This is a genomic window from Streptomyces sp. WMMB303 (genome assembly GCF_029351045.1).
Lineage (GTDB): Bacteria > Actinomycetota > Actinomycetes > Streptomycetales > Streptomycetaceae > Streptomyces.
Map to the genome: position 1 here is coordinate 3,546,581 of NZ_JARKIN010000001.1, position 20,716 is coordinate 3,567,296.

The window sequence follows — 20,716 nt, forward strand, 5'->3', positions numbered from 1 at the left end:
CGGAGTTTTCCACAGCTTCCCGGGCCCCCTTGCACCGACCGATCGTTCGGTAGCAGTATCTACCAGGTGAGCGGCTCCGGCAACGCCGTGCCCACCCCGCATCCCGTCCCAGCTCAGCGAGGAGTTGGTCCTGCGTGACCACCGGTATCGGAACGACCACTGCCCAGCTCGTCGACACCCACCGCCCCACCCTGGACCGCGCACTGGAAGCCATCGCGGGCCGGGAGTTCTGGACCCCGCACCCCGAGCACCCGAAGGCGTACGGCGAGGGAGCGGCCGAGCAGGGCAAGGCGGCCTTCGACGCGCTGTGCGGCAGCCGCTTCGAGCTGCCCGGCCAGCCGGTCTCCGGCGAATGGGTGGCCACCGAGGTGTCGCCGTACGGGCCCGAGCTGGGTATCTCCTATCCGCGTATGGACGAGGGAGCCGTCGACGCCCTGCTGCCGGTCATGCGCGGCGCGCTGCCGACCTGGCGGAAGGCCGGGGCCGAGGTGCGCGCCGCGGTGTGCCTGGAGATCCTGGCGCGGATCAGCGCCCGCACCCCGGAGTTCGCGCAGGCCGTGATGCACACCAGCGGCCAGGCGTTCATGATGGCCTTCCAGGCGGGCGGTCCGCACGCGCAGGACCGCGGTATGGAGGCGGTGGCCTACGCCTACGCGGAGCAGGTGCGCACCCCCGCGCGGGTCAGCTGGGAGAAGCCGCAGGGCAAGCGTGACCCGCTGCGGGTCACCAAGGAGTTCACCCCCGCCGGGCGCGGTGTGGCGCTGCTGATCGGCTGCAACACCTTCCCCACCTGGAACGGCTTCCCCGGGTTCTTCGCCTCGCTCGCCACCGGGAACGCCGTGCTGGTCAAGCCGCACCCGCGGGCCGTGCTCCCGCTCGCGCTGACGGTGCGGATCGCCCGCGAGGTCCTCGCGGAGGCGGGGTTCGACGCCGATCTGGTGGCGCTGGCTGCCGAGGCGGAGGGTGACGGCCTCGCCAGGGACCTGGCCGTCCGGCCCGAGATCCGGGTGATCGACTACACCGGGGGCTCGGCCTTCGGCGAGTGGCTGGAGTCCCACGCCCGCCAGGCGCGGGTCCACACGGAGAAGGCCGGTGTCAACACGGTCCTCATCGACTCCACCGACGACTACCAGGGCATGCTCGCCAACCTCGCCTTCTCGCTGTCGCTCTACAGCGGCCAGATGTGCACCACGCCGCAGAACCTGCTGATCCCGTCGGCCGGCATCACCACCGAGTCCGGCCACAGGAGCTATGACGAGGTGGTGGCCGATCTGGCCGCCGCGGTGGACAAGCTGCTCGGTGACGACGCGCGGGCCAACGCGCTGCTGGGCGCCCTGGTCAACGAGCAGGTGCGCACGCGGCTGGAGGCGGCGCCCTCGCTGGGGGAGGTGGCTCTGGCCTCCCGTAGCGTGCAGAACCCGGAGTTCCCCGACGCCACGGTGCGCACCCCTGCGATCGTCAAGCTGGACGCCACCGAGCCGGAGTCCGAGGGCGCGTATCAGGACGAGTGCTTCGGCCCGGTCTCCTTCGCGGTGGCTGTCGGCTCCACGGAGGACGCTCTGGAGCTGTTGCGGCACACGCTCCAGGCCAAGGGCGCCATGACGGTCGCCGGATACACCACCTCCTCCGAGGTGGCCCGGCAACTGGAGGAGGTGTGCTTCGACGAGCCCGCGCAGCTCTCGCTCAATCTCACGGGGGGCATCTACGTCAACCAGACGGCCGCCTTCAGCGATTTCCACGGCTCGGGTGGAAACCCGGCGGCCAACTGCACGCTGTGCGACGGGGATTTCGTCTCGGGCCGGTTCCGCGTGGTGGAGGTGCGGCGGATGGCGGAGGACTGACGAGCATGCCCCCGGGTGGCGGACACCCGGGGGCATGTGAAGGCGTTGAGTCGATGCGGACCGCGGACCGCGGGCCCTTGTCGTCGTACGGACCCCGGCTCTTCGGGCGGACCTCAGTCCGCGGGCTGGCCGGTGGAGACGGTCAGGTCGATCTTGTCCTTGTCCGGGTCGAAGTCGTCGAGGTAGTCCGGGGTCTGCTCCAGGACGGTGTTCTTGCCCCAGACGTTCTCGTCCTCGGTGGTCACCTCGCCGAGCTTCCACCCGGCGGCGCGCAGGCACGCCTTGACCGAGGTGAGGTCCTTGTAGGTCAGCTCGGGGACCATGATCTTGCTCTTGTCGCTGTAGGACTTCGTCGCGTCGGTGCAGCGGGTGGAGTCGATGGTGCGGCTGGGGTCCGGGCCCTTGTAGCCGCCGGAGTCCGAGCCGCCTTCGTCGCCGCTGTCCCCGGAGTTGCCGGCGGGGTCGGCGCTCTGGGTGGGCTTCGGCTTGGCGGTGGGCTTGGGGTCGGGGTCCTCCCCGCCGCTGTCGGTGAGCCCGATGATCACGAAGACCAGGGCGACGACGACGGCGACAGCGGCCAGGCCGTACCCGGCCATGGCACCGGCCGACGGCTTCTTGCCCGAGCCGCCGTTGCCCGGGCCGGAGCCGGTTGCGTTCATCGTGTAGGGCGGCGGAGTGGAGGGGCCGCCGCTGCCGTAGGGCGACTGCGGGTATCCGTAGCCCGGCGCGGGGGAGGTCTGGGTGGGGGGTGGGGGGGTGGAGGGGCCGAAGCCCCCGCTGTTGTACGGACCCGGCTGCTGCCCCGGCTGCCCCTGCGGCTGGTAGGGGGTCTGTACTCCGCCCTGCTGGGGCTGGGAGTTCGCGTCGACCGGCGGGAAGACGGCCTGTCCGACCCCCGCACCGCTGTTGGCCGGCGGTCCGCCGCTGATGATGATCGGCGAGGCGCCGGAGGCGACCCCGGAGCCGCCGATCCGGTTGGCCTCGTCGTGCATGGCCTCGGCGGAGGGGAAACGCTCGTTGGGGTTCTTCTTGAGGGTCCGGGCGACCAGCGCGTCCACGGCCGGGGGGATGGACTGGTTGATGGAGGAGGGTGTGGGCGGCTCCTCCTGGACGTGCGCGTAGGCGATGGCCAGCGGCGAGTCCGCGTCGAACGGCAACCGCCCGGTGAGCAGCTCGAAGAGCATGATGCCGACCGAGTACAGGTCGGAGCGGGCGTCCACCCCGCGGCCGAGGGCCTGCTCGGGGGAGAGGTACTGCGGGGTGCCGACGACCATGCCGGTCTGTGTCATGGAGGTCACACCGGACTGCATGGCCCGGGCGATGCCGAAGTCCATGACCTTGACCACACCGCGCTTGGTGAGCATCACGTTGCCGGGCTTGATGTCCCGGTGCACGAGGCCCATCTCGTGGCTGACCTCGAGGGCCGCCAGCACATCGCCGGTGATCTTCAGCGCCTTCTCGGCGGGCATCGCCCCGAACTGGGCGATGTCCTCGTCCAGGACCGTGCGCAGCGGCTTGCCCTCGACGTACTCCATGACGATGTACGGCACCAGGGCGCCGTCGATCTCGTCCTCGCCGGAGTCGAAGACCGAGACGATGTTGGTGTGCGTCAGTTTGGCGACCGACTGCGCCTCGCGGCGGAAGCGCTCGCGGAAGGACTGTTCCCGGCCGAGCTCGGTGTGCAGGGTCTTGACGGCCACCTGCCGGTCGAGCACGGAGTCGTAGGCGAGATATACGGAGGCCATCCCGCCGGCGCCGAGCAGTGAACGGAGCTGGAAGCGCCCCCCGCCGACCATGCGGCCCAAGTAGTTGCCGGCCGCCTGTGCGCCGTCGTCGCTCATCTGACTGCTTCCCCCTCGGCGGCGCTGCCCCCGTGCAGGTACGTTGAGTGATCCCTGACCCTGATACTGGCCCAAGTTTGCCCGGGGGTTCGGTCACGTCAAGTTGGTTGCCCGTTCCGTGACCGAATGCGCATAAGCCCTTCGCGAGCGCCGCCCCGAAGCGTTCCACGAGCCTAGAGGGTGTCTCTCGGCAGGCGCGGACAGGGTGTGTGCGGGGGCGGTCCGGCGCGATTCCGAGACCGACTTGCGGGGCTGCTTCCGAGCTTGTTGGATGACCGCTCGTTGGCTTCGGTACTCCGTCCCACCCATTGCACCCCCCGCGTGCCTGTAGCCTCCTCGGGGGGAGTGTCCACCGCGTGAAAGTCCGCGGATTCGAATCTACGGCGAGGACTCATGGCACAGACGCAAGCCGCTGGGGGCCCTTCGGACCCCGACGCGACGGGCGGCGGCTCCCTGCCCGATTCGCCGGAATTGTGGGGTAACAACGGCCTGGTGGGTGACGGCAGGTACCGCCTGACGCACCGCCTCGGCCGTGGCGGTATGGCCGAGGTGTTCGGCGCCGAGGACGTGCGGCTCGGCCGCACGGTCGCGGTCAAGCTGCTGCGCTCCGACCTCGCCGAGGACCCCGTCTCCAAGGCCCGCTTCACGCGCGAGGCCCAGTCGGTCGCGGGCCTCAACCACCATTCGGTCGTCGCCGTCTACGACTCCGGCGAGGAGTTGATCGGCGGCAACATCACCCCGTACATCGTGATGGAGCTGGTCGAGGGCAGCACCATCCGCGATCTGCTGCTGAACGCCGACGCACCGCCGCCGGACCAGGCGCTGATCATCGTCTCGGGGGTGCTGGAGGCGCTGGCCTACAGCCACCAGCACGGGATCGTGCACCGCGACATCAAGCCCGCGAACGTGATCATCACGCGGGGCGGCGCGGTCAAGGTGATGGACTTCGGTATCGCCCGCGCCCTGCACGGCGCTTCCAACACCATGACCCAGACCGGCATGGTGATGGGCACCCCGCAGTACCTCTCCCCCGAGCAGGCCCTCGGGAAGACCGTCGACACCCGCTCCGACCTCTACGCCACCGGCTGCCTGCTGTACGAGCTGCTGACCCGGCGGCCTCCGTTCACCGGGGAGACGCCGCTGTCGGTCGTCTACCAGCACGTCCAGGACGACCCGGTGCTGCCCTCGCAGGTCTCGGACAGCACCCCGCCGGAGCTGGACGGCCTGGTGATGCGGGCGCTGGCCAAGGAGCCGGACGACCGGTTCCAGTCCGCGGAGGAGATGCGCGGGCTGACGCAGTACGCGCTCCAGATGCTGAACGAGCAGGGCAGCCACACCGGCGGCCTGTGGAACACCGGCCCGGTGGCGCACCAGGGGGCCGCCACCCAGGTGATGGGCGCCGCGGGAGCGGGTGCCCGGCCGCACCCCTCGCACTCCGACACCTCCCAGATGGGCGCTCCGATGCCGGCGGGCGCCCGGGAGGACGACGGCGGCTTCGACGGCGGGCCCCGGCGCGGCGGCAAGGGCGGCGGGGGCGGCAAGGGCGTCCGGTACGCGCTGTTCGCCTTCCTCGCGGTGGTCGCCATAGCGGGCGGGATCTTCTTCGCCCTCAGCGGCGACGGCGCCAAGGACAACAAGCAGGACAAGCCGAACCCGAGCACGTCCCAGTCGGAGACCGACAAGCCTTCCGAGAAGCCCTCGTCCACTCCGACGGAGACCGAGGAGGATCAGCCGGGCAGCAACGAGGGCAACGGCGACTGGACCCCGACCGACCGGCCGTCCGAGTCGTACCCGAGCGACACGCAGCCGAGTGAGACGCAGCCCTCCGAGACGGGCGACCCGAGCCAGACGGGCAGCGGCAGCAACGGGGGCGGTTCCGGGAACGGCGGCAGCGGCGGCAAGCCGACGAAGAGCCAGTCGCCGCCCACCGGGGACGCCGACGGCGGTGGCGGGGGCAACGACGGCGGCAGCGCCGGCGAGAGCGACGCGGGTACCGACAGCGGAACCGAGCAGTAGGGCCGGAGCCCGGGCCCTGCGCCGGGACGGGGCGCGGACCCGCTGGTCAGCTTCGGTTGACGGTGCGTCCACCGGGGGTTGACGAGGCGGCGCGCGGCCCCCTGGGGGCTCTACGATGCGGCCGTGCAGCCGTCTTCCCCCGCCCTCACGGAGGGCACGCTCCACTCTCTGCTGCGGCAGTACGACGGTGTCGGGGAGCCCCTCTCGTGCACACCGGTCTCACACGGACTGCTCAACAGGGGCTACCGACTGACGACCACCCGCGGCGGCTACTTCCTCAAACACCACCTGGACGGACCGGGCTCGCTCGGCCGGATCGAGCGCCAGCACCGTGCCACGGACCGGCTGCGCGAGCTGGGACTGCCGGTCGTGCCGGTGGTGCCGGGGTCCGGCGGCGGGACCGTCACCGTGGCCGAGGGGCGCTGCTTCGCGCTGCATCCGTGGATCGAGGGCACCCATCGGCACGGCAGTGAGCTGACCGCGGGGCAGTCCCGGCAGCTGGGCGCCCTGCTGGGGCGGGTCCACGTCCGGCTGGCCCGGGCGCTGCCGGAGGCGCCGCGCACCGGCCACGAGAGCGCGGACCCGGCCGCTACCTACGACATGATCGGCGAGCTGCTGGAGCGGGTCCGCGGCCGCCGCAGCCGGGACAGTTTCGACGAGCTGGCCGAGCACCGGCTCACCGAGCGCCGTGAGCTGCTGCGCCGCCACGCGGACGCGCGGCCCGCCGCCGTCCCGGACCGGTTCACCGGCTGGGTGCACGGGGACTTCCATCCGCTCAATCTGCTCTACGCGCCCCCGGGCCGCAGCCCCCGTCCGGTGGCGATCCTGGACTGGGACCGGCTGGGGGTCCATCCGCGGGCCGAGGAGGCGGTCCGCGGTGCGGCGATCTTCTTCCTGCGCCCCGGCGGCACCCTCGATCTGCGGAAGGTGCGCGCCTTCGCCCGTGCCTACCGGGGAGCCGCGGGAGCCTCCCGCGCGGAGCTGGCCGCCGCCGTGCACCGGGTGTGGTGGGAGCGGCTGAACGACTTCTGGATGCTGCGCTGGCGCTATCAGCTGTGCGATGTGCGGACCGATCCGCAGTTTCCGGCGGCTGCGGCGCTGGTCGTGTGGTGGACCGGTCACTACACGGCGGTACGGTCCGCGTTCTGCGGCTGACGCGCCGCCCCCTGCGCGGGGGCGTTCTTCGCGGGGTCCGTTCCCCTTCTCCGCGGGGTGCGTTGCGTAGTGGGGGCACGCCCCCGACAACGGTGCCGTACCAGGGCGGACAACCGATGGGGGCACCGCGGCAGCCGGGACCGCCCCGCGGAGGGGGCGGTTCAGTCGTGGTGACTGTCGCCGCGGGGACTGTCGTGGCTGTCGGTGGCGCGGATCCGCGCGATGTACGCGGCGGCCTGAGAACGCCGCTCCATGCCGAGCTTGGCCAGCAGTCCGGAGACGTAGTTCTTCACCGTCTTCTCGGCGAGGTGGAGCCGTTCCCCGATGGCCCGGTTGGTCAGCCCTTCCCCGATCAGCGTCAGGATCGTGCGCTCCTGGGTGGAGAGGGCGCCCAGCCGCTCGTCCCGGGGGCCGTCGGTGCCGCGGTCGCGCAGTCGGTCCAGTACCCGCCGGGTGTCGGCCGGGTCGAGCAGCGAGACGCCTGCCGCGACCTGGTGCACGGCGTGCAGGAGTTCGCCGCCGGTCAGCCCTTTGAGTACGTAGCCGGAGGCGCCGGCCACCACGGAGGCGAGCAGCGCCTCGTCGTCGGCGTAGGAGGTGAGCATCAGGCAGCGCACGCTCTCGTCGCGGGAGCGTACTTCGCGGCAGACCTCGATGCCGCTGCCGTCCGGGAGTCGTACGTCGAGGATGGCCACGTCGGGCCGGGTGGCGGCGATGCCGGTGAGTGCGTCGGCTGCGGTACCGGCCTCTCCGGCGATTTCGACGCCGGGGTCGGCCGCGAGCATGTCGCGTACGCCTCTGCGGACGATCTCGTGATCGTCGACCAGGTATACCCGCGTTCGTCCACTTTCGGGCATTTTCTCAGTCTCACATATTGATCGGCTCTCCACTCTTCCCGGGCTCCCGCACCCCGGGTTACCGTGCGGAGGTCCGCGGCTCGCGAAGCCGTGACCAGTGATGTCCCGATTCTTCGCACAATTGCTCGGGGTTCCTCGTTCTTACTTGGATATCCGAGCAAAGTTGCAGGTCAGGGCCGCCTCGTGCGTCTATGGAGATGCCAGCCATGGCTGGGGTGTCCCGGCCGGGGTCGGGACAGCGTGGCCGCGACCGGGACAGCAGTCACCGCCCGGTGCCGACCGCGACGCTCCCACCCCGTGCGCCGCACGGGACCGGGCGAGCCTCCCCCCGCCAGTGGGTGGGGGAGCCCCAGGTCACCGGCAATCCCGGCGGCCGGACAGACGGAGGAGCACACGTGACCGTGGAGAGCACTGCCGCGCGGAGCGACGCGCGCCGCAGCGGCACCGGAGGAAAGCGCGCCACCCAGGCCGCCACCGGCAAGGCCGCCGGGAACGGCAAGGCCGACTCGAACGGGACGGCCGAGGCCCCCGAGGGCGCGACCGCCTCGGGTACGTCCCGCAAGGCGGCGGCGAAGACGTCCCGCAAGCCGGCCGCCAAGAGCACCGGCAGCACCAAGAGCACCGGGAAGACCACCCGTAAGGCCCCCGCGAAGAGCGCCGCGAAGGGCTCTGCCAAGGCCAAGGCCCGCACCCGGGCCCCCGGCGACGGTCCCGGGCGGCCCGAGCCGGAGCTGGTCCAGCTTCTGACCCCCGAGGGCGAGCGCGTCACCCATCCGGACTACGACGTCGATCTGAGTGCCGAGGAGATCCAGGGCCTCTACCGCGACATGGTGCTGACCCGGCGGTTCGACGCCGAGGCCACGGCGCTGCAGCGGCAGGGTGAGCTGGGGCTGTGGGCCTCGCTGCTGGGCCAGGAGGCCGCGCAGATCGGCTCCGGCCGCGCGCTGCGCCCGGACGACTACGTCTTCCCCACCTACCGTGAGCACGGCGTGGCCTGGTGCCGCGACGTGGATCCGACGATGCTGCTGGGCATGTTCCGCGGGGTGAACAACGGCGGCTGGGACCCGAACACCAACAACTTCCACCTCTACACGATCGTCATCGGCTCCCAGGTGCTGCACGCGACCGGGTACGCGATGGGTGTGGCCAAGGACGGCGCCGACTCGGCGGTGATCGCCTACTTCGGTGACGGCGCCTCCAGCCAGGGCGACGTCGCCGAGGCGTTCACGTTCTCCGCGGTCTACAACGCGCCGGTGGTCTTCTTCTGCCAGAACAACCAGTGGGCCATCTCGGAGCCCACCGAGCGCCAGTCGCGGGTGCCGATCTACCAGCGGGCCCAGGGCTTCGGCTTCCCCGGGGTGCGGGTGGACGGCAACGACGTGCTGGCCTGCCTCGCGGTGACCAAGGCCGCCGTGGAGCGCGCCCGTACGGGTGAGGGCCCGATGCTGATCGAGGCGTTCACCTACCGGATGGGTGCCCACACCACGTCCGACGACCCCACGCGCTACCGCTCCGACGAGGAGCGCACCGCGTGGGAGGCCAAGGACCCGATCCAGCGGCTGCGGGTCCACCTGGAGCGCGCGGGCCTGGCCGACGACGCCTTCTTCGCCGGTGTGGAGGAGGAGAGCGAGGCCATGGGGCGGCATGTGCGGGAGGCGATCCGCACCATGCCCGACCCCGACACCATGGCGATCTTCGAGAACGCCTACGCGGACGGACACGCGCTGGTCGACGAGGAGCGCGCCCAGTTCGCCTCGTATCTCGCCTCGTTCGCCGACTCGGATTCCCAGGAGGGCCGCTGATGGCCGCCACCGGCACGGCCCCCGCGGCCGCCCAGAAGCTTCCCGTCGCCAAGGCGATCAACTCCTCGCTGCGCACGGCGCTGGAGAACGATCCCAAGGTCCTCGTCATGGGTGAGGACGTCGGCAAGCTCGGCGGGGTCTTCCGGGTCACCGACGGGCTCCAGAAGGACTTCGGCGAGGACCGGGTCATCGACACCCCGCTGGCCGAGTCCGGCATCGTCGGCACCGCGATCGGGCTCGCGCTGCGCGGGTACCGTCCGGTGGTCGAGATCCAGTTCGACGGTTTCGTCTTTCCCGCCTACGACCAGATCGTCACCCAGCTCGCCAAGATGCACGCGCGGGCTCTGGGCAAGATCAAACTGCCGGTCGTCATCCGTATCCCCTACGGCGGCGGCATCGGTGCGGTGGAGCACCACAGCGAGTCGCCGGAAGCGCTGTTCGCGCATGTGGCGGGACTCAAGTGTGTCTCGCCCTCGAACGCCTCGGACGCCTACTGGATGATGCAACAGGCCATCGAGAGCGACGACCCGGTGATCTTCTTCGAGCCGAAACGGCGCTACTGGGACAAGGGCGAGGTGGACCCGTCCGCCATCCCGGCGCCGCTGCACTCCGCGCAGGTGGCCCGGCCGGGCAGTGCGGTGACCGTCGCGGCGTACGGCCCGATGGTGAAGGTCTGCCTGGAGGCGGCGGCAGCCGCCGCGGAGGAGGGCAACTCGCTGGAGGTCGTGGACCTGCGCTCGATGTCGCCCATCGACTTCGACACGGTGCAGCGCTCCGTGGAGAAGACGGGCCGTCTCGTGCTCGTCCACGAGGCCCCGGTCTTTCTCGGCACCGGAGCGGAGATCGCCGCCCGCATCACCGAGCGGTGCTTCTACCATCTTGAAGCACCGGTACTGCGGGTGGGCGGTTTCCACGCGCCGTACCCACCGGCCCGGCTGGAGGACGAGTACCTGCCGAACCTGGACCGGGTGCTCGATGCCGTCGACCGCGCGCTGGCGTACTGAGGAGAGCGTGACGATGACCAACAGCGCACAGACCGGACAGGCGGCAGCCGGAGTCCGCGAGTTCAAGATGCCCGACGTCGGTGAGGGGCTCACCGAGGCGGAGATCCTCAAGTGGTACGTCCAGCCCGGTGACACGGTCACCGACGGCCAGGTCGTCTGCGAGGTGGAGACGGCCAAGGCCGCGGTGGAACTGCCCATCCCCTTCAACGGGCTGGTGCACGAGCTGCGGTTCGACGAGGGCACGACGGTCGACGTCGGTACGCCCATCATCACCGTCGACACCGGTGGCCCGGCCACCGGCACCGGCGGCGGGGACGCCTCCGCCGCCCAGCCGGCGATGGAGACCGGTCCCGCGGCGGCCGCCGAGGTCGCGGGCGAGGCGGAGGCCGCGCAGGCCGGCGGTGAGGAGGCCGAGCCCGAGGGCCGGCAGCCCGTGCTGGTCGGGTACGGCGTCGGCGCCAGTTCGACCAAGCGCCGCCCGCGCAAGCCCGCGGCCGGTGCGGCGGACACGGCGGCACCGGCTCCGGCCGCGGAGCGGGTCACCGCTCCGGCGCCGGCTCCGGCACCCGCGAGCAACGGGAGCGGGGCCGCGGCCCCGGCCGTGCCCGGCGGGCCGCGGCCGCTCGCCAAGCCCCCGGTGCGCAAGCTCGCCAAGGACCTGGGTGTCGATCTGAGCACCGTCACTCCGACCGGCCCGGACGGCATCGTCACCCGCGACGACGTGCACGCGGCCGCGGCGCCGGCCCGGACGTCCGCGTCCGCGACTCCCGCACCGTCGTCCGTCGCCGCGGCGACGGAACCGGTGGCGGAAGCGGCACCGGAGCCCGCGGCCCCCGGCGCCCGCGAAACCCGCATCCCCGTCAAGGGCGTGCGGAAGGCCACGGCGCAGGCGATGGTCGGCAGCGCGTTCACGGCGCCGCATGTCACGGAGTTCGTGACGGTGGACGTCACGCGCACGATGAAGCTGATCGGACAGCTCAAGGAGGACCCCGACCTGGCCGGGGTCCGGGTCAATCCGCTGCTCTTGGTCGCCAGGGCGTTCCTGCTGGCGATCCGGCGCAACCCGGACGTCAACGCGTCCTGGGACGAGGAGCACCAGGAGATCGTGCGCAAGCACTACGTCAACCTGGGGATCGCGGCGGCCACGCCGCGCGGGCTGATCGTTCCCAACATCAAGGACGCGCAGGACAAGACCCTGCCCGAACTGGCGTCCGCGCTCGGTGAGCTGGTCGGTACCGCCCGCGAGGGGAAGACCAGTCCTGCCGCGATGAGCGGGGGCACGGTCACGATCACCAATGTCGGCGTCTTCGGCGTCGACACCGGTACGCCGATCCTCAACCCCGGCGAGTCCGCCATTCTGGCCTTCGGCCGGATCCGCGAGCAGCCCTGGGTGCACAAGGGCAAGGTCAAGCCGCGGCACGTCACCACGCTGGCGCTCTCCTTCGACCACCGGCTGGTGGACGGGGAACTGGGCTCCAGGGTGCTGGCGGACACCGCGGCGGTGCTGGAGCGGCCCAAGCGGCTCATGACGTGGTCCTGACCACGCGGGGCATGGCGTGCTCCTGACCACGCGGGGCATGGCGTGCTCCTGACCACGCGGGGCATGGCGTGCTCCTGACCAGGTGGCCGTGAGGTGAGCCTGACACGCGGCGGCCGCGAGCCGTGAAGCGAACGCACCGGGGGTGCGGGGCACTGTCCCGCACCCCCGTTCGCGTGCCGGCGCCCGGACGTCCTCCGGGCGCCGGATTCGCGCCGTCCCACATCGCGGATGGCGTCTGCGCAGGCATGCGTGTTGTATCTAAGGTGTGCGCATGACCTCCCCCGCGCCTGCCTCGGCCGCCAAGGACGCCCGGCGTACGCCCGCTGCCGAGCGGGTGTACGCGCATGTCAAGCAAGCCGTCCTCGAACGGCGCTACGAGGGCGGGGTGCTGCTGACGGAGGGCGAACTCGCGGAGGCGGTGGGGGTGTCCCGGACCCCCGTGCGCGAGGGGCTGCTCCGGCTGGAGGTCGAGGGCCTGATCCGGCTCTACCCGAAGAAGGGCGCCCTGGTCCTGCCGGTCTCCGCGCAGGAGATCGAGGACGTGGTGGAGACCCGCCTGCTGGTGGAGCAACACGCGGTGCGCCGCGCCGTGCCCGTCTCACGCCCGCTGGTCGACCGGCTGGAGGAGACCCTGGCCGAGCAGATCGCCCACGCGGAGACCGGCGACCTGGCAGCCGTCTCGGCCGCCGACCGCTGCTTCCACGCCACGATCGTGGAGGCCACCGGAAACCAGATCCTCACCCGCCTCTACGACCAGCTCCGGGACCGCCAACTCCGGATGGGGGTCGCGGTGATGCACGCGCACCCGGACCGGGTGGCCAAGAACATCGCCGAGCACGCGGACATCCTGCGCACCCTGCGCGAGGGCGACAGCGAGGCGGCGGCGCTCGCGGTGCACCAGCACGTGAGCCGGGTGCGCCATCTGGTGCGCGGCGAGGACCTGCGCGGGTACGGACTGGGACAGGGCGGTCCGCGATGACCGCGACACCGTCCGCCGGGGTCAGGCTGCCGGGGGATCCGCCGGGCGGCCCGCGCGCGATGTGGGTGTGGGGCATCGGCGTCGCGGTCTACTTCGTCGCGGTCACCTTCCGTACGAGCCTCGGCGTGGCCGGCATCGACGCCGCGCAGCGCTTCGACATCAACGCCTCGGCACTCTCCAGCTTCTCGATCCTCCAACTGCTGGTGTACGCGGGGATGCAGATACCCGTGGGCCTGCTGGTGGACCGCTGGGGGACGCGCCGCGTCCTGCTGCTGGGCATCCTGCTGTTCACCGCGGGCCAGTTCGGCTTCGCGCTCGCGTCCGGCTACGGCACCGCGCTGGCCTTCCGCGCACTGCTGGGCTGCGGCGACGCGATGACCTTCATCGCCGTACTGCGTCTGGGCGCGCGCTGGTTCCCCGCGCGCCGTGGGCCGGTGATCGCGCAGGTCGCCGCGCTGATCGGGATGTCGGGCAACCTCGTCACCACGCTGGTGCTGGCCCGGGTGCTGGACGACTTCGGCTGGACGCCGACGTTCGCCGGGAGCGCGGCGGGTGGTTTGGTCATCCTGCTCCTGGTGCTCTTCTGCCTGCGGGACCACCCGGAGGGGTACGAACCGCCGTCGGTCCCCAGGGCAGGCGACGGCGCGCCCGGACCGGGCTTCGTGCGGCGGCAGATCGGCGCGGCCTGGCGGGAACCGGGCACCCGGGCGGGTATGTGGGTCCACTTCACCTGCCAGTTCCCGGGCATGGTCTTCCTGCTGCTGTGGGGGATGCCGTTCCTGGTCGAGGCCCAGGGGCTGGACAAGGGGACGGCGGGCGAACTGCTGACCCTGGTCGTGGTCTCCAACATGTGCTGCGGTCTGGTGTACGGGCAGGTCATCGCACGCCACCACGCGGCCCGCACACCGCTGGTGCTGGGTACCGTGGCCGCCACCGCGGCGGCCTGGGCGGCGGTCCTCGCCTGGCCCGGACAGGCGCCGATGTGGCTGCTGGTGCTGCTGTGTGTCGTCCTCGGCGCCTGCGGGCCCGGTTCGATGATCGGCTTCGACTTCTCGCGGCCGGCCAATCCGCCCGAACGGCACGGCACCGCCTCCGGCATCGTCAACATGGGGGGCTTCACGGCGTCCATGACGACGCTGTTCGCTGTGGGCGTACTGCTCGATCTGACCGGCGAGAACTTCCGGATCGCCTTCGCCTGCGTCTTCGTCCTGCAGGCCCTCGGCCTGGTGCAGTTCGCCAGGCTGCGGGCGCGCGCCGTGCGACGGGAGCGGGAGCGCGTCGTGGCCAGCCGGGTGGAGGCGGTGCACGTCCCCGTGTGAGCGGACGGGCTCCACGGGTCCGGCACGGCGGCGGGCGGGACGGCAGGCGCGGGCGAACAGGCCGGGGCCCGGAACGCCGGGGCCCGGGGTCAGGCTCCGACGGGACCGCGCCCCACCCGCGCGGGGACCGGTGTCACGGCGTGACGGCGAAGTGCTTGAGTACGGCGTCGGCCAGGTCGGCGTCCCCTTCGATCTTCACGCGGTCCGCGACGGCCTCGGGCCGCACCCGGCCCGCGGCGAGCCGGGAGTAGGTCTCCCAGTCCATGGCCAGGGTGACGGCGGGACCCAGCGAGACGCTGCTGTCCACGGTCCCGCGGCCGTCCTGGTCAACCCGCACCGTCCGCATGAACTCGACCGGTCCGCTGACGTCGAAGACGACGGCGCAGTTCGGCGGCGCCCCGGCGTCCTTGGCGACCACCTTCGGCAGTCCGGCCAGGAACACGTCCCGGGCCACCTGCGCACCCGGCGAGTCGAGGTTGCCCGGCTTGTCCAGGGCGCGCCGCAGGTCCTGCTCGTGCACCCACACGTCGAAGGCGCGCAGCGTCAGTTGCCGCTCCAGCGGCAGCTTCCGCGGCCCGAACGGCAGCACGCTGTTGACCTCGGCCTCCGCGCTGCGCTTCTCGTTGCGCAACTGGCGTGCGCGGCGGATGAGGGTGTACTCGAACTCGCTGGTCATCTCCGGCCCGGTGTGGTGCCGCCGCACGTCCACCTGCACTTCCATGTGCCGGCTGACCTCGTCGCGGACGTGGTAGATGTCGCGCGGGAGGGAGTGGATCGGCCGGGGATCGCCCAGCAGTTCGCATTCCACGCCGATGATGTGGGAGACCACATCGCGGACCGACCACCCCGGGCACTCGGTCCGCCCGTTCCACTCCCCTTCCACAAGGGAAGTGACCAGCTCGGATATCGCTTCCATGGACTGCGTCCAGGCGTCAACGTAGGGCTGAAGGCTTGGGTGGTCGGTCACGGGACCCCTCGGCGTTGCGGTTCGTTCGCGGGCTGTGCAGGGCAGGGTGCTCATGATGGGTGCTCTCAAGTTACGCTGCGCCCGGGCACCCCGGCAGTGGTTTCGGGACGATGCTAGGCCCAATCGCCCCCCTCGATCGCATGGACGGTGGTACGGTGCGCGCTTCGCTTCTGCAGATTCAAGTCGACCCGGACGAGTCGGTGGCTTCCCGGCGCGAGCGGGTGGCCTCTCTGGTACGGGCCCAGGCAGGGGCCGACCTGGTGGTCCTGCCCGAGCTGTGGCCCGTCGGTGCCTTCGCGTACGAGCGCTTCGCCGCCGAGGCCGAGGAGGCGGATCCGGCCACCGGGCCGACGGCGCTGGCCATGTCGGCGGCGGCACGGGACGCGGGCGTGTGGCTGCACGCGGGTTCGATCGTGGAGAAGGGGACGGAGGGCGGCGCCCTCTACAACACCTCGTTGGTGTTCTCCCCCTCCGGCGAGCTCGCCGCCACCTATCGCAAGATCCACCGCTTCGGCTTCGACCGGGGCGAGGCCACCATGATGTCCGCGGGCACCACCCCGGTCACCGTGCCGCGCCCTGAGGCCGTACTCGGCCTGGCCACCTGCTATGACCTGCGCTTCCCGGAACTCTTCCGGGCCCTGGTGGACGCCGAGCCCGCGGGCGCCCAGGTGCTGGTCGTCCCGGCCGGCTGGCCCGCCAAGCGCGCCGACCACTGGACGCTCTTCGCCCGTACCCGCGCCGTGGAGAACCAGTGCTTCGTCCTGGCCTGCGGCACGGCGGGCAGCCACGCGGGTGTCGCGCAGGCCGGCCGCAGCGCCGTCATCGACCCTTGGGGCGAGGTCCTGGCGCAGACCGACAGCACCGAGGAGACCGTCGTCACCGCAGATCTCGACCTCTCCCAGGTGGCGAAGGTGCGGGAGTCCTTCCCGGTCCTCAAGGACCGGGTGCTCTGAGCCCCGGGCGTTCCGGGGCCCGGGCCGCGGAACGCCCCGGGGCCGGGGGCTCGGGCTGCGAGGGCCGCCGCCCGCTCAGCGGTCGTCGGCCTGGTCCGGCTCCCGGGCGTCGCCCAGCGGGGCGCCGAACCACTGGTGCAGTGCGGCGCGCAGCCCCCTGACGTCGTCCGGTGCGTGTCCGGTCCATGCCACGTGGCAGTCGGGGCGCAGGAGCAGCCCGGTCGCGCTCGTGCCCTCCGCCGCGGTGCCGCTGACGATGTCGACCCGGTCCTGCCAGGGCTTCGCGGCCGCCGCGAAGCCGCCGCACAGGTCCAGCAGCAAGGGCCGTGCGGTGCGCGTCAGGTCGGCCAGCCGGCGGGTGCCCGCACCGTTGTGCACCACGAGGTCGGGCACGAAGCCCTCGGTGGTGCCGGCGAGCAGGCGGGCCATGCGCGCGGTGCCGCCGGGTGCGGCCAGCAGGTCGCCGAAGACGGTCCGCAGGGCACTGACTTCCGGTCCCGGCCGCATCAGCGCCGCCTGGGCCAGAGTCGAGGCCATGACACGTTCGGCGACGGGCCGGCGTTCCTCGTCGTAGGTGTCGAGCAGCCCTTCGGGAGCCCGCCCCCGCACTGTCGCGGCCAGCTTCCAGCCCAGGTTGACCGCGTCCTGCAGACCGAGATTGAGGCCCGGGCCGCCGATCGCCGAGTGCACGTGGGCCGCGTCGCCCAGGAGCAGGATCCGCCGGTCCCGGTAGCGTTCCGCCAGCCGGGTGTTGCCGCCGACCAGCCGCCGCAGCAGGTGCGGCCCGGCTCCCTCCGGCGGATCCAGCGGGACGGGGACGCCCAGTACGCGTTCGGCGCTCGCCCTCATCTCTTCGAAGGTCATCGGGGTGGTCGGGTCGAGCGGCGCACCGGTCTCGGTGGTGTGGAACGTGGGCGCACGGCCGGGCAGCAGCCCCCACACGGCAGTGCCGCGCTCCGTGCGCACGTACAGCGAGGGCGGCAGGCTGCCGTAGCCGGGGACGAGCAGTTCGCTGTCCGGGCTCAGACACGTGTCCGCCACGGACACGTTGGCGGAGCGGAGCACGAAGTCGTCGGTCGTCACTCCGGGAAAGCCGATGCCGGACAGCCGCCGCACGGTGCTGCGGCCCCCGTCGGCACCGACGAGGTAGCGGGTGGTGAGGGTCCCGCCGTCCGCGAGGGCGACCCGGACGTGGTCGCCGTCCTGGTCGAGCCCGGTCACCTCCTGCTCCCTGCGCAGGTCGACGCCGAGTTCCAGGGCGCGTTCGGTGAGGACCTGCTCGATCCGCTCCTGCGGTGCGGGGAGCAGGTACAGGGGGTTCTCGTCGAGGCCGGTGAGGTCCAGCGTCAACGCGCCGAACATGTAGCGGGACGCGGGCCGGGGCGGCTCGCCGGATCCGCTGACGCGCGCGTGGAGCCCCCGTCGGTCGAGCATGCGCACCACCTGGCCGACCAGGCCGTTGGCCCGGGGCTCGGTCTTCGGGCCGGCGAGGCGTTCCAGCACGGTCGGCTGCACCCCGGCGAGTGCCAGCTCACAGGCCAGCATCAGTCCGTTCGGGCCGCCGCCGACTATGACCACATCAAGCATGATATTTCTCCTCTTCGTGGCATGGAGGGGCGGAGGCCGCGGCCGGCAGCCTCGGTGCGGGGTGGAGCGAGTGGACCTAAGGGGTGGGGAGTCCGGTGGCCACCATGCGCAGTGCCCGGGACAGCAGGGTCTCCATCGACTCGTCCGTGTCGCCCTGCACGAACAGTTCGAGGGCGACGTTGTTGGCGGCCAGCACGCTCGCCGCCATCAGGCGGGGATGCAGTTCGGCGCCCGAATCCGCGCCCGTGCGCTCCGCGATGGCCGCGGCGAGTTCCTTCTCCGCGGTCTTGCTCGCGCGCAGCATCTCGGCTTCCAGCGCGGGTTCGGCCAGCATCACCCGCAGGCCGGCCGCCCAGGTGTCGGGTTCCTGGGGCGGCATGCGTGCCACTTCGGGGCCGGGCTCCAGCTGCCGCATCGCCGCACGTGTGATGGCCTCCCACAGCGGTTCGCCGGGCGGCCCGGCGCGGAGTTCGGCCGCGAGCCCCAGGGCGCGTTCGAGGTAGCGGAACGCGATGGCCTCGGCCTTGCTGGAGAAGTAGTTGTTGTAGGTACGCGGAGAGACGCCGACCGCCGCGGCGATGTCCTCGACCTTGACCCCGCCCCACCCGTGCTCGACGGTGAGCCGGACCGCGGCCCAGCTCAGCGCTGCGCGCGTGGCCTCCTTCTTCCGTTCCCGCAGACCGCTCATGGCACCCACGCTAACAAAAACTGCGTGCCACGCAAATATACGTGCCACGCAATTCCGGCGGGCCGGGCTCCGCCGTGCCGCTGCCCGGGACCGGACGTGGGCGTTGCCTGCGCCGCCGGTCGCCGACGGGCTCGCGTGGCATCGCCCGCTGTCCACAGCCCCGGCCGCGCGTCCGGGGGGAATGGCAAGCTTGAACCCATGAACGATGCCGCCCCGGCGCCCAGCTCCGCGTCCGCCCCCGAGCCCCGCAGCCGTGCCCGAGTCCGCGCCCCCGAACTGCGCGGACGCTCCTGGATCAACACCGGTGGCGAGGAGCTGTCCCTGGCCGACCTCCGGGGCCGCACGGTGATCCTGGACTTCTGGACCTTCTGCTGCATCAACTGCCTGCACGTCATCGACGAGCTGCGGGAGTTGGAGGAGCGGCACGAGGACACGGTGGTCGTCGTCGGCGTGCACTCGCCCAAGTTCGTGCACGAGGCCGAGCACGCCGCCGTGGTGGACGCCGTGGAGCGGTACGGGGTGGCCCACCCGGTGCTGGACGATCCGGAGCTGGCCACCTGGAAGCAGTACGCGGTGCGCGCGTGGCCGACGCTGGTGGTGATCGACCCGGAGGGGTACGTCGTCGCGCAGCACGCCGGCGAGGGGCATGTGCACGCGATCGAGCGGCGGGTGACCGAGCTGGAGACCGAGCACGTTGCCAAGGGGACGCTGCGGCGCGGCCTCGCGCCGTTCACCCCGCCGGAGCCGGTCGCCGGTGAGCTGCGCTTCCCGGGGAAGGCGCTGGTCCTGCCGGGCGGGACGTTCCTCGTCTCGGACACCACGCGGCACCAGGTCGTGGAGCTCGCCGCGGACGGCGAGACGGTGCTGCGCCGGATCGGTTCCGGGGAGCGCGGGCTGGCCGACGGCGCGGCGGAGGCCGCGCGGTTCAACGAGCCGCAGGGACTGGCGCTGCTGCCGGACGGCGAGGTGCTGGTCGCGGACACCGTCAACCACGCGCTGCGCCGCCTCGATCCGGCCACCGGCGCGGTGGCGACCGTCGCGGGCACCGGCGCGCAGTGGTGGCAGGGGGCGCCCACCGAGGGGCCCGCGCGGGAGGTGGCGCTCTCCTCACCGTGGGACGTGGCCTGGTTCGCGGGCCGCGTGTGGGTCGCGATGGCCGGAGTGCACCAGTTGTGGACGTACGACCCGGCGAGCGGCACCGTCGCCGTCGCGGCGGGCACGACGAACGAGGGGCTGGTGGACGGTCCGGCCGCCGAGGCGTGGTTCGCGCAGCCGTCCGGGCTGGCGGTCGCGGCCGACGGCAGCAGGCTGTGGGTCGCCGACTCCGAGACGAGCGCCCTGCGCTGGATCGAACGGCAGAGCGCGCACAGCGGCGAGGACGCCGAGAAATCCGAGGCCGACGAGCCCACCGACGGCGGTGGGTTCGTGGTGCGGACCGCGGTCGGCACCGGCCTCTTCGACTTCGGCCACCGCGACGGCCCGGCCGATCAGGCGCTGCTCCAGCACCCGCTGGGCGTCACGGCGCTGCCGGACGGGTCGGTCGCCGTCTGCGACACCTACAACCACGCGCTGCGCCGCTACGACCCCGCAACCGGCGAGGTGAGCACCCTGGCCACCGAGCTGCGGGAGCCCTCGGGCGCGGTCCTGGCGCCCGGCGCCGCGGAGGAGGCGGACGGCGCACCGGAGATCGTCGTCGTCGAGTCGGCGCGGCACCGGCTGACCCGGCTGCGGCTGCCCGAGGACGCCGTGCGGGTCGAGGGCGTGGCACACCGCACCCAGCGGGCGGCCACCGAGGTGGCGCCCGGCGCCCTGCGGCTGGATGTGGTCTTCCAGGCCCCGGCGGGGCAGAAACTCGACACCCGGTACGGCCCCGCGACCCGGCTGATGGTCAGCTCGACCCCGCCCGGGCTGCTCGCCGAGGGCGAGGGCACGGGCACCGAACTGCACCGCGAGGTCCGGCTGGCCGGAGCGGAGGGCAGCGAGGGAGTGCTGCACGTCTCGGCGATGGCCGCCTCCTGCGACGAGGAGGGCGAGTACCCCGCCTGCCATATGCACCAGCAGGACTGGGGCGTCCCGGTGCGGCTGACCGCCGGCGGCGCGGACCGGCTGCCGCTGGTGCTGGCGGGGCTGGACAGTTGACCGCTGGACAGTTGACCCCACCGACCGA

General features: G+C 72.3%; 15 protein-coding genes. 10 read left to right on the forward strand and 5 right to left on the reverse strand.

The window, feature by feature from the left end; translation table 11 throughout:
* Positions 1–134 precede the first annotated feature (134 nt).
* Positions 135–1,841: a phenylacetic acid degradation protein PaaN gene (gene paaN, locus P2424_RS15775; RefSeq protein ID WP_276476365.1), complete on the forward strand. Its 1,707-nt coding sequence runs from the start codon at positions 135–137 to the stop codon at positions 1,839–1,841.
* 113 nt (positions 1,842–1,954) lie between these two features.
* On the opposite strand, the gene P2424_RS15780 is transcribed toward paaN, so the two are convergent.
* Entirely contained in the window at positions 1,955–3,682 is a 1,728-nt protein-coding gene (locus tag P2424_RS15780; RefSeq protein ID WP_276476366.1) for a protein kinase, read from the reverse strand.
* Between the two features lie 393 nt (positions 3,683–4,075).
* On the opposite strand from P2424_RS15780, the gene P2424_RS15785 reads away from it, so the two are divergent.
* Together P2424_RS15785 and P2424_RS15790 are read left to right on the forward strand one after the other, a co-directional pair.
* Entirely contained in the window at positions 4,076–5,698 is a 1,623-nt protein-coding gene (locus P2424_RS15785; RefSeq protein WP_276476367.1) for a protein kinase, read from the forward strand.
* 123 nt (positions 5,699–5,821) lie between these two features.
* Positions 5,822–6,853, forward strand: a complete 1,032-nt coding sequence (locus P2424_RS15790; protein WP_276476368.1) for a phosphotransferase — start codon at positions 5,822–5,824, stop codon at positions 6,851–6,853.
* Positions 6,854–7,014: 161 nt separating this feature from the next.
* Here the strand turns inward: P2424_RS15790 and P2424_RS15795 are convergent, their stop codons facing one another.
* Positions 7,015–7,710 carry a response regulator transcription factor gene (locus P2424_RS15795; RefSeq protein ID WP_276476369.1) on the reverse strand — a complete coding sequence of 232 codons (696 nt, stop codon included), beginning with the start codon at positions 7,708–7,710 and terminating at the stop codon, positions 7,015–7,017.
* A 395-nt stretch (positions 7,711–8,105) separates the two neighbouring features.
* Here P2424_RS15795 and pdhA point away from each other — a divergent pair, with 395 nt between their 5' ends.
* The 5 genes from pdhA to P2424_RS15820 all read left to right on the forward strand — a co-directional run bounded on the left by pdhA (position 8,106) and on the right by P2424_RS15820 (position 14,354).
* Positions 8,106–9,512, forward strand: coding sequence for a pyruvate dehydrogenase (acetyl-transferring) E1 component subunit alpha (gene pdhA / locus P2424_RS15800; RefSeq protein WP_276476370.1), 1,407 nt, complete (start codon positions 8,106–8,108; stop codon positions 9,510–9,512).
* A complete protein-coding gene (locus P2424_RS15805; protein ID WP_276476371.1) occupies positions 9,512–10,516 on the forward strand; it encodes an alpha-ketoacid dehydrogenase subunit beta in 1,005 nt (334 codons plus the stop codon). The genes pdhA and P2424_RS15805 overlap by 1 nt, the downstream gene beginning before the upstream one ends.
* Before the next feature lie 13 nt (positions 10,517–10,529).
* Entirely contained in the window at positions 10,530–12,056 is a 1,527-nt protein-coding gene (locus P2424_RS15810) for a dihydrolipoamide acetyltransferase family protein (protein ID WP_276476372.1), read from the forward strand.
* A 271-nt stretch (positions 12,057–12,327) separates the two neighbouring features.
* On the forward strand, positions 12,328–13,035 hold the full coding sequence (locus P2424_RS15815; protein WP_074998999.1) for a GntR family transcriptional regulator: 708 nt from the start codon (positions 12,328–12,330) through the stop codon (positions 13,033–13,035).
* Positions 13,032–14,354 (forward strand): MFS transporter, encoded by a 1,323-nt coding sequence (locus tag P2424_RS15820; protein WP_276476373.1) that lies wholly within the window; start codon positions 13,032–13,034, stop codon positions 14,352–14,354. Before P2424_RS15815 ends, P2424_RS15820 begins: the two co-directional genes overlap by 4 nt.
* A gap of 133 nt (positions 14,355–14,487) precedes the next feature.
* On the opposite strand, the gene P2424_RS15825 is transcribed toward P2424_RS15820, so the two are convergent.
* A complete protein-coding gene (locus P2424_RS15825; RefSeq protein WP_276476374.1) occupies positions 14,488–15,321 on the reverse strand; it encodes a maleylpyruvate isomerase family mycothiol-dependent enzyme in 834 nt (277 codons plus the stop codon).
* Between the two features lie 155 nt (positions 15,322–15,476).
* Here P2424_RS15825 and P2424_RS15830 point away from each other — a divergent pair, with 155 nt between their 5' ends.
* Positions 15,477–16,274 (forward strand): carbon-nitrogen family hydrolase, encoded by a 798-nt coding sequence (locus P2424_RS15830; protein ID WP_276476375.1) that lies wholly within the window; start codon positions 15,477–15,479, stop codon positions 16,272–16,274.
* 75 nt (positions 16,275–16,349) lie between these two features.
* Here the strand turns inward: P2424_RS15830 and P2424_RS15835 are convergent, their stop codons facing one another.
* Positions 16,350–17,861 (reverse strand): FAD-dependent monooxygenase, encoded by a 1,512-nt coding sequence (locus P2424_RS15835; RefSeq protein WP_276476376.1) that lies wholly within the window; start codon positions 17,859–17,861, stop codon positions 16,350–16,352.
* A 76-nt stretch (positions 17,862–17,937) separates the two neighbouring features.
* On the reverse strand, positions 17,938–18,549 hold the full coding sequence (locus P2424_RS15840; RefSeq protein ID WP_276476377.1) for a TetR family transcriptional regulator: 612 nt from the start codon (positions 18,547–18,549) through the stop codon (positions 17,938–17,940).
* A gap of 198 nt (positions 18,550–18,747) precedes the next feature.
* On the opposite strand from P2424_RS15840, the gene P2424_RS15845 reads away from it, so the two are divergent.
* Positions 18,748–20,688, forward strand: a complete 1,941-nt coding sequence (locus P2424_RS15845; protein ID WP_276476378.1) for an NHL domain-containing thioredoxin family protein — start codon at positions 18,748–18,750, stop codon at positions 20,686–20,688.
* Positions 20,689–20,716: the final 28 nt, after the last annotated feature.

Bases quoted from the DNA above. Each gene is read 5' to 3' on its own strand.
- P2424_RS15785 (WP_276476367.1), top strand. From the start codon at position 4,076: ATGGCACAGACGCAAGCCGCTGGGGGCCCTTCGGACCCCGACGCGACG.
- P2424_RS15810 (WP_276476372.1), top strand. From the start codon at position 10,530: ATGACCAACAGCGCACAGACCGGACAGGCGGCAGCCGGAGTCCGCGAG.
- P2424_RS15795 (WP_276476369.1), bottom strand. From the start codon at position 7,710: ATGCCCGAAAGTGGACGAACGCGGGTATACCTGGTCGACGATCACGAG.
- P2424_RS15805 (WP_276476371.1), top strand. From the start codon at position 9,512: ATGGCCGCCACCGGCACGGCCCCCGCGGCCGCCCAGAAGCTTCCCGTC.
- P2424_RS15840 (WP_276476377.1), bottom strand. From the start codon at position 18,549: ATGAGCGGTCTGCGGGAACGGAAGAAGGAGGCCACGCGCGCAGCGCTG.
- P2424_RS15845 (WP_276476378.1), top strand. From the start codon at position 18,748: ATGAACGATGCCGCCCCGGCGCCCAGCTCCGCGTCCGCCCCCGAGCCC.
- P2424_RS15815 (WP_074998999.1), top strand. From the start codon at position 12,328: ATGACCTCCCCCGCGCCTGCCTCGGCCGCCAAGGACGCCCGGCGTACG.
- P2424_RS15835 (WP_276476376.1), bottom strand. From the start codon at position 17,861: ATGCTTGATGTGGTCATAGTCGGCGGCGGCCCGAACGGACTGATGCTG.
- P2424_RS15820 (WP_276476373.1), top strand. From the start codon at position 13,032: ATGACCGCGACACCGTCCGCCGGGGTCAGGCTGCCGGGGGATCCGCCG.
- P2424_RS15780 (WP_276476366.1), bottom strand. From the start codon at position 3,682: ATGAGCGACGACGGCGCACAGGCGGCCGGCAACTACTTGGGCCGCATG.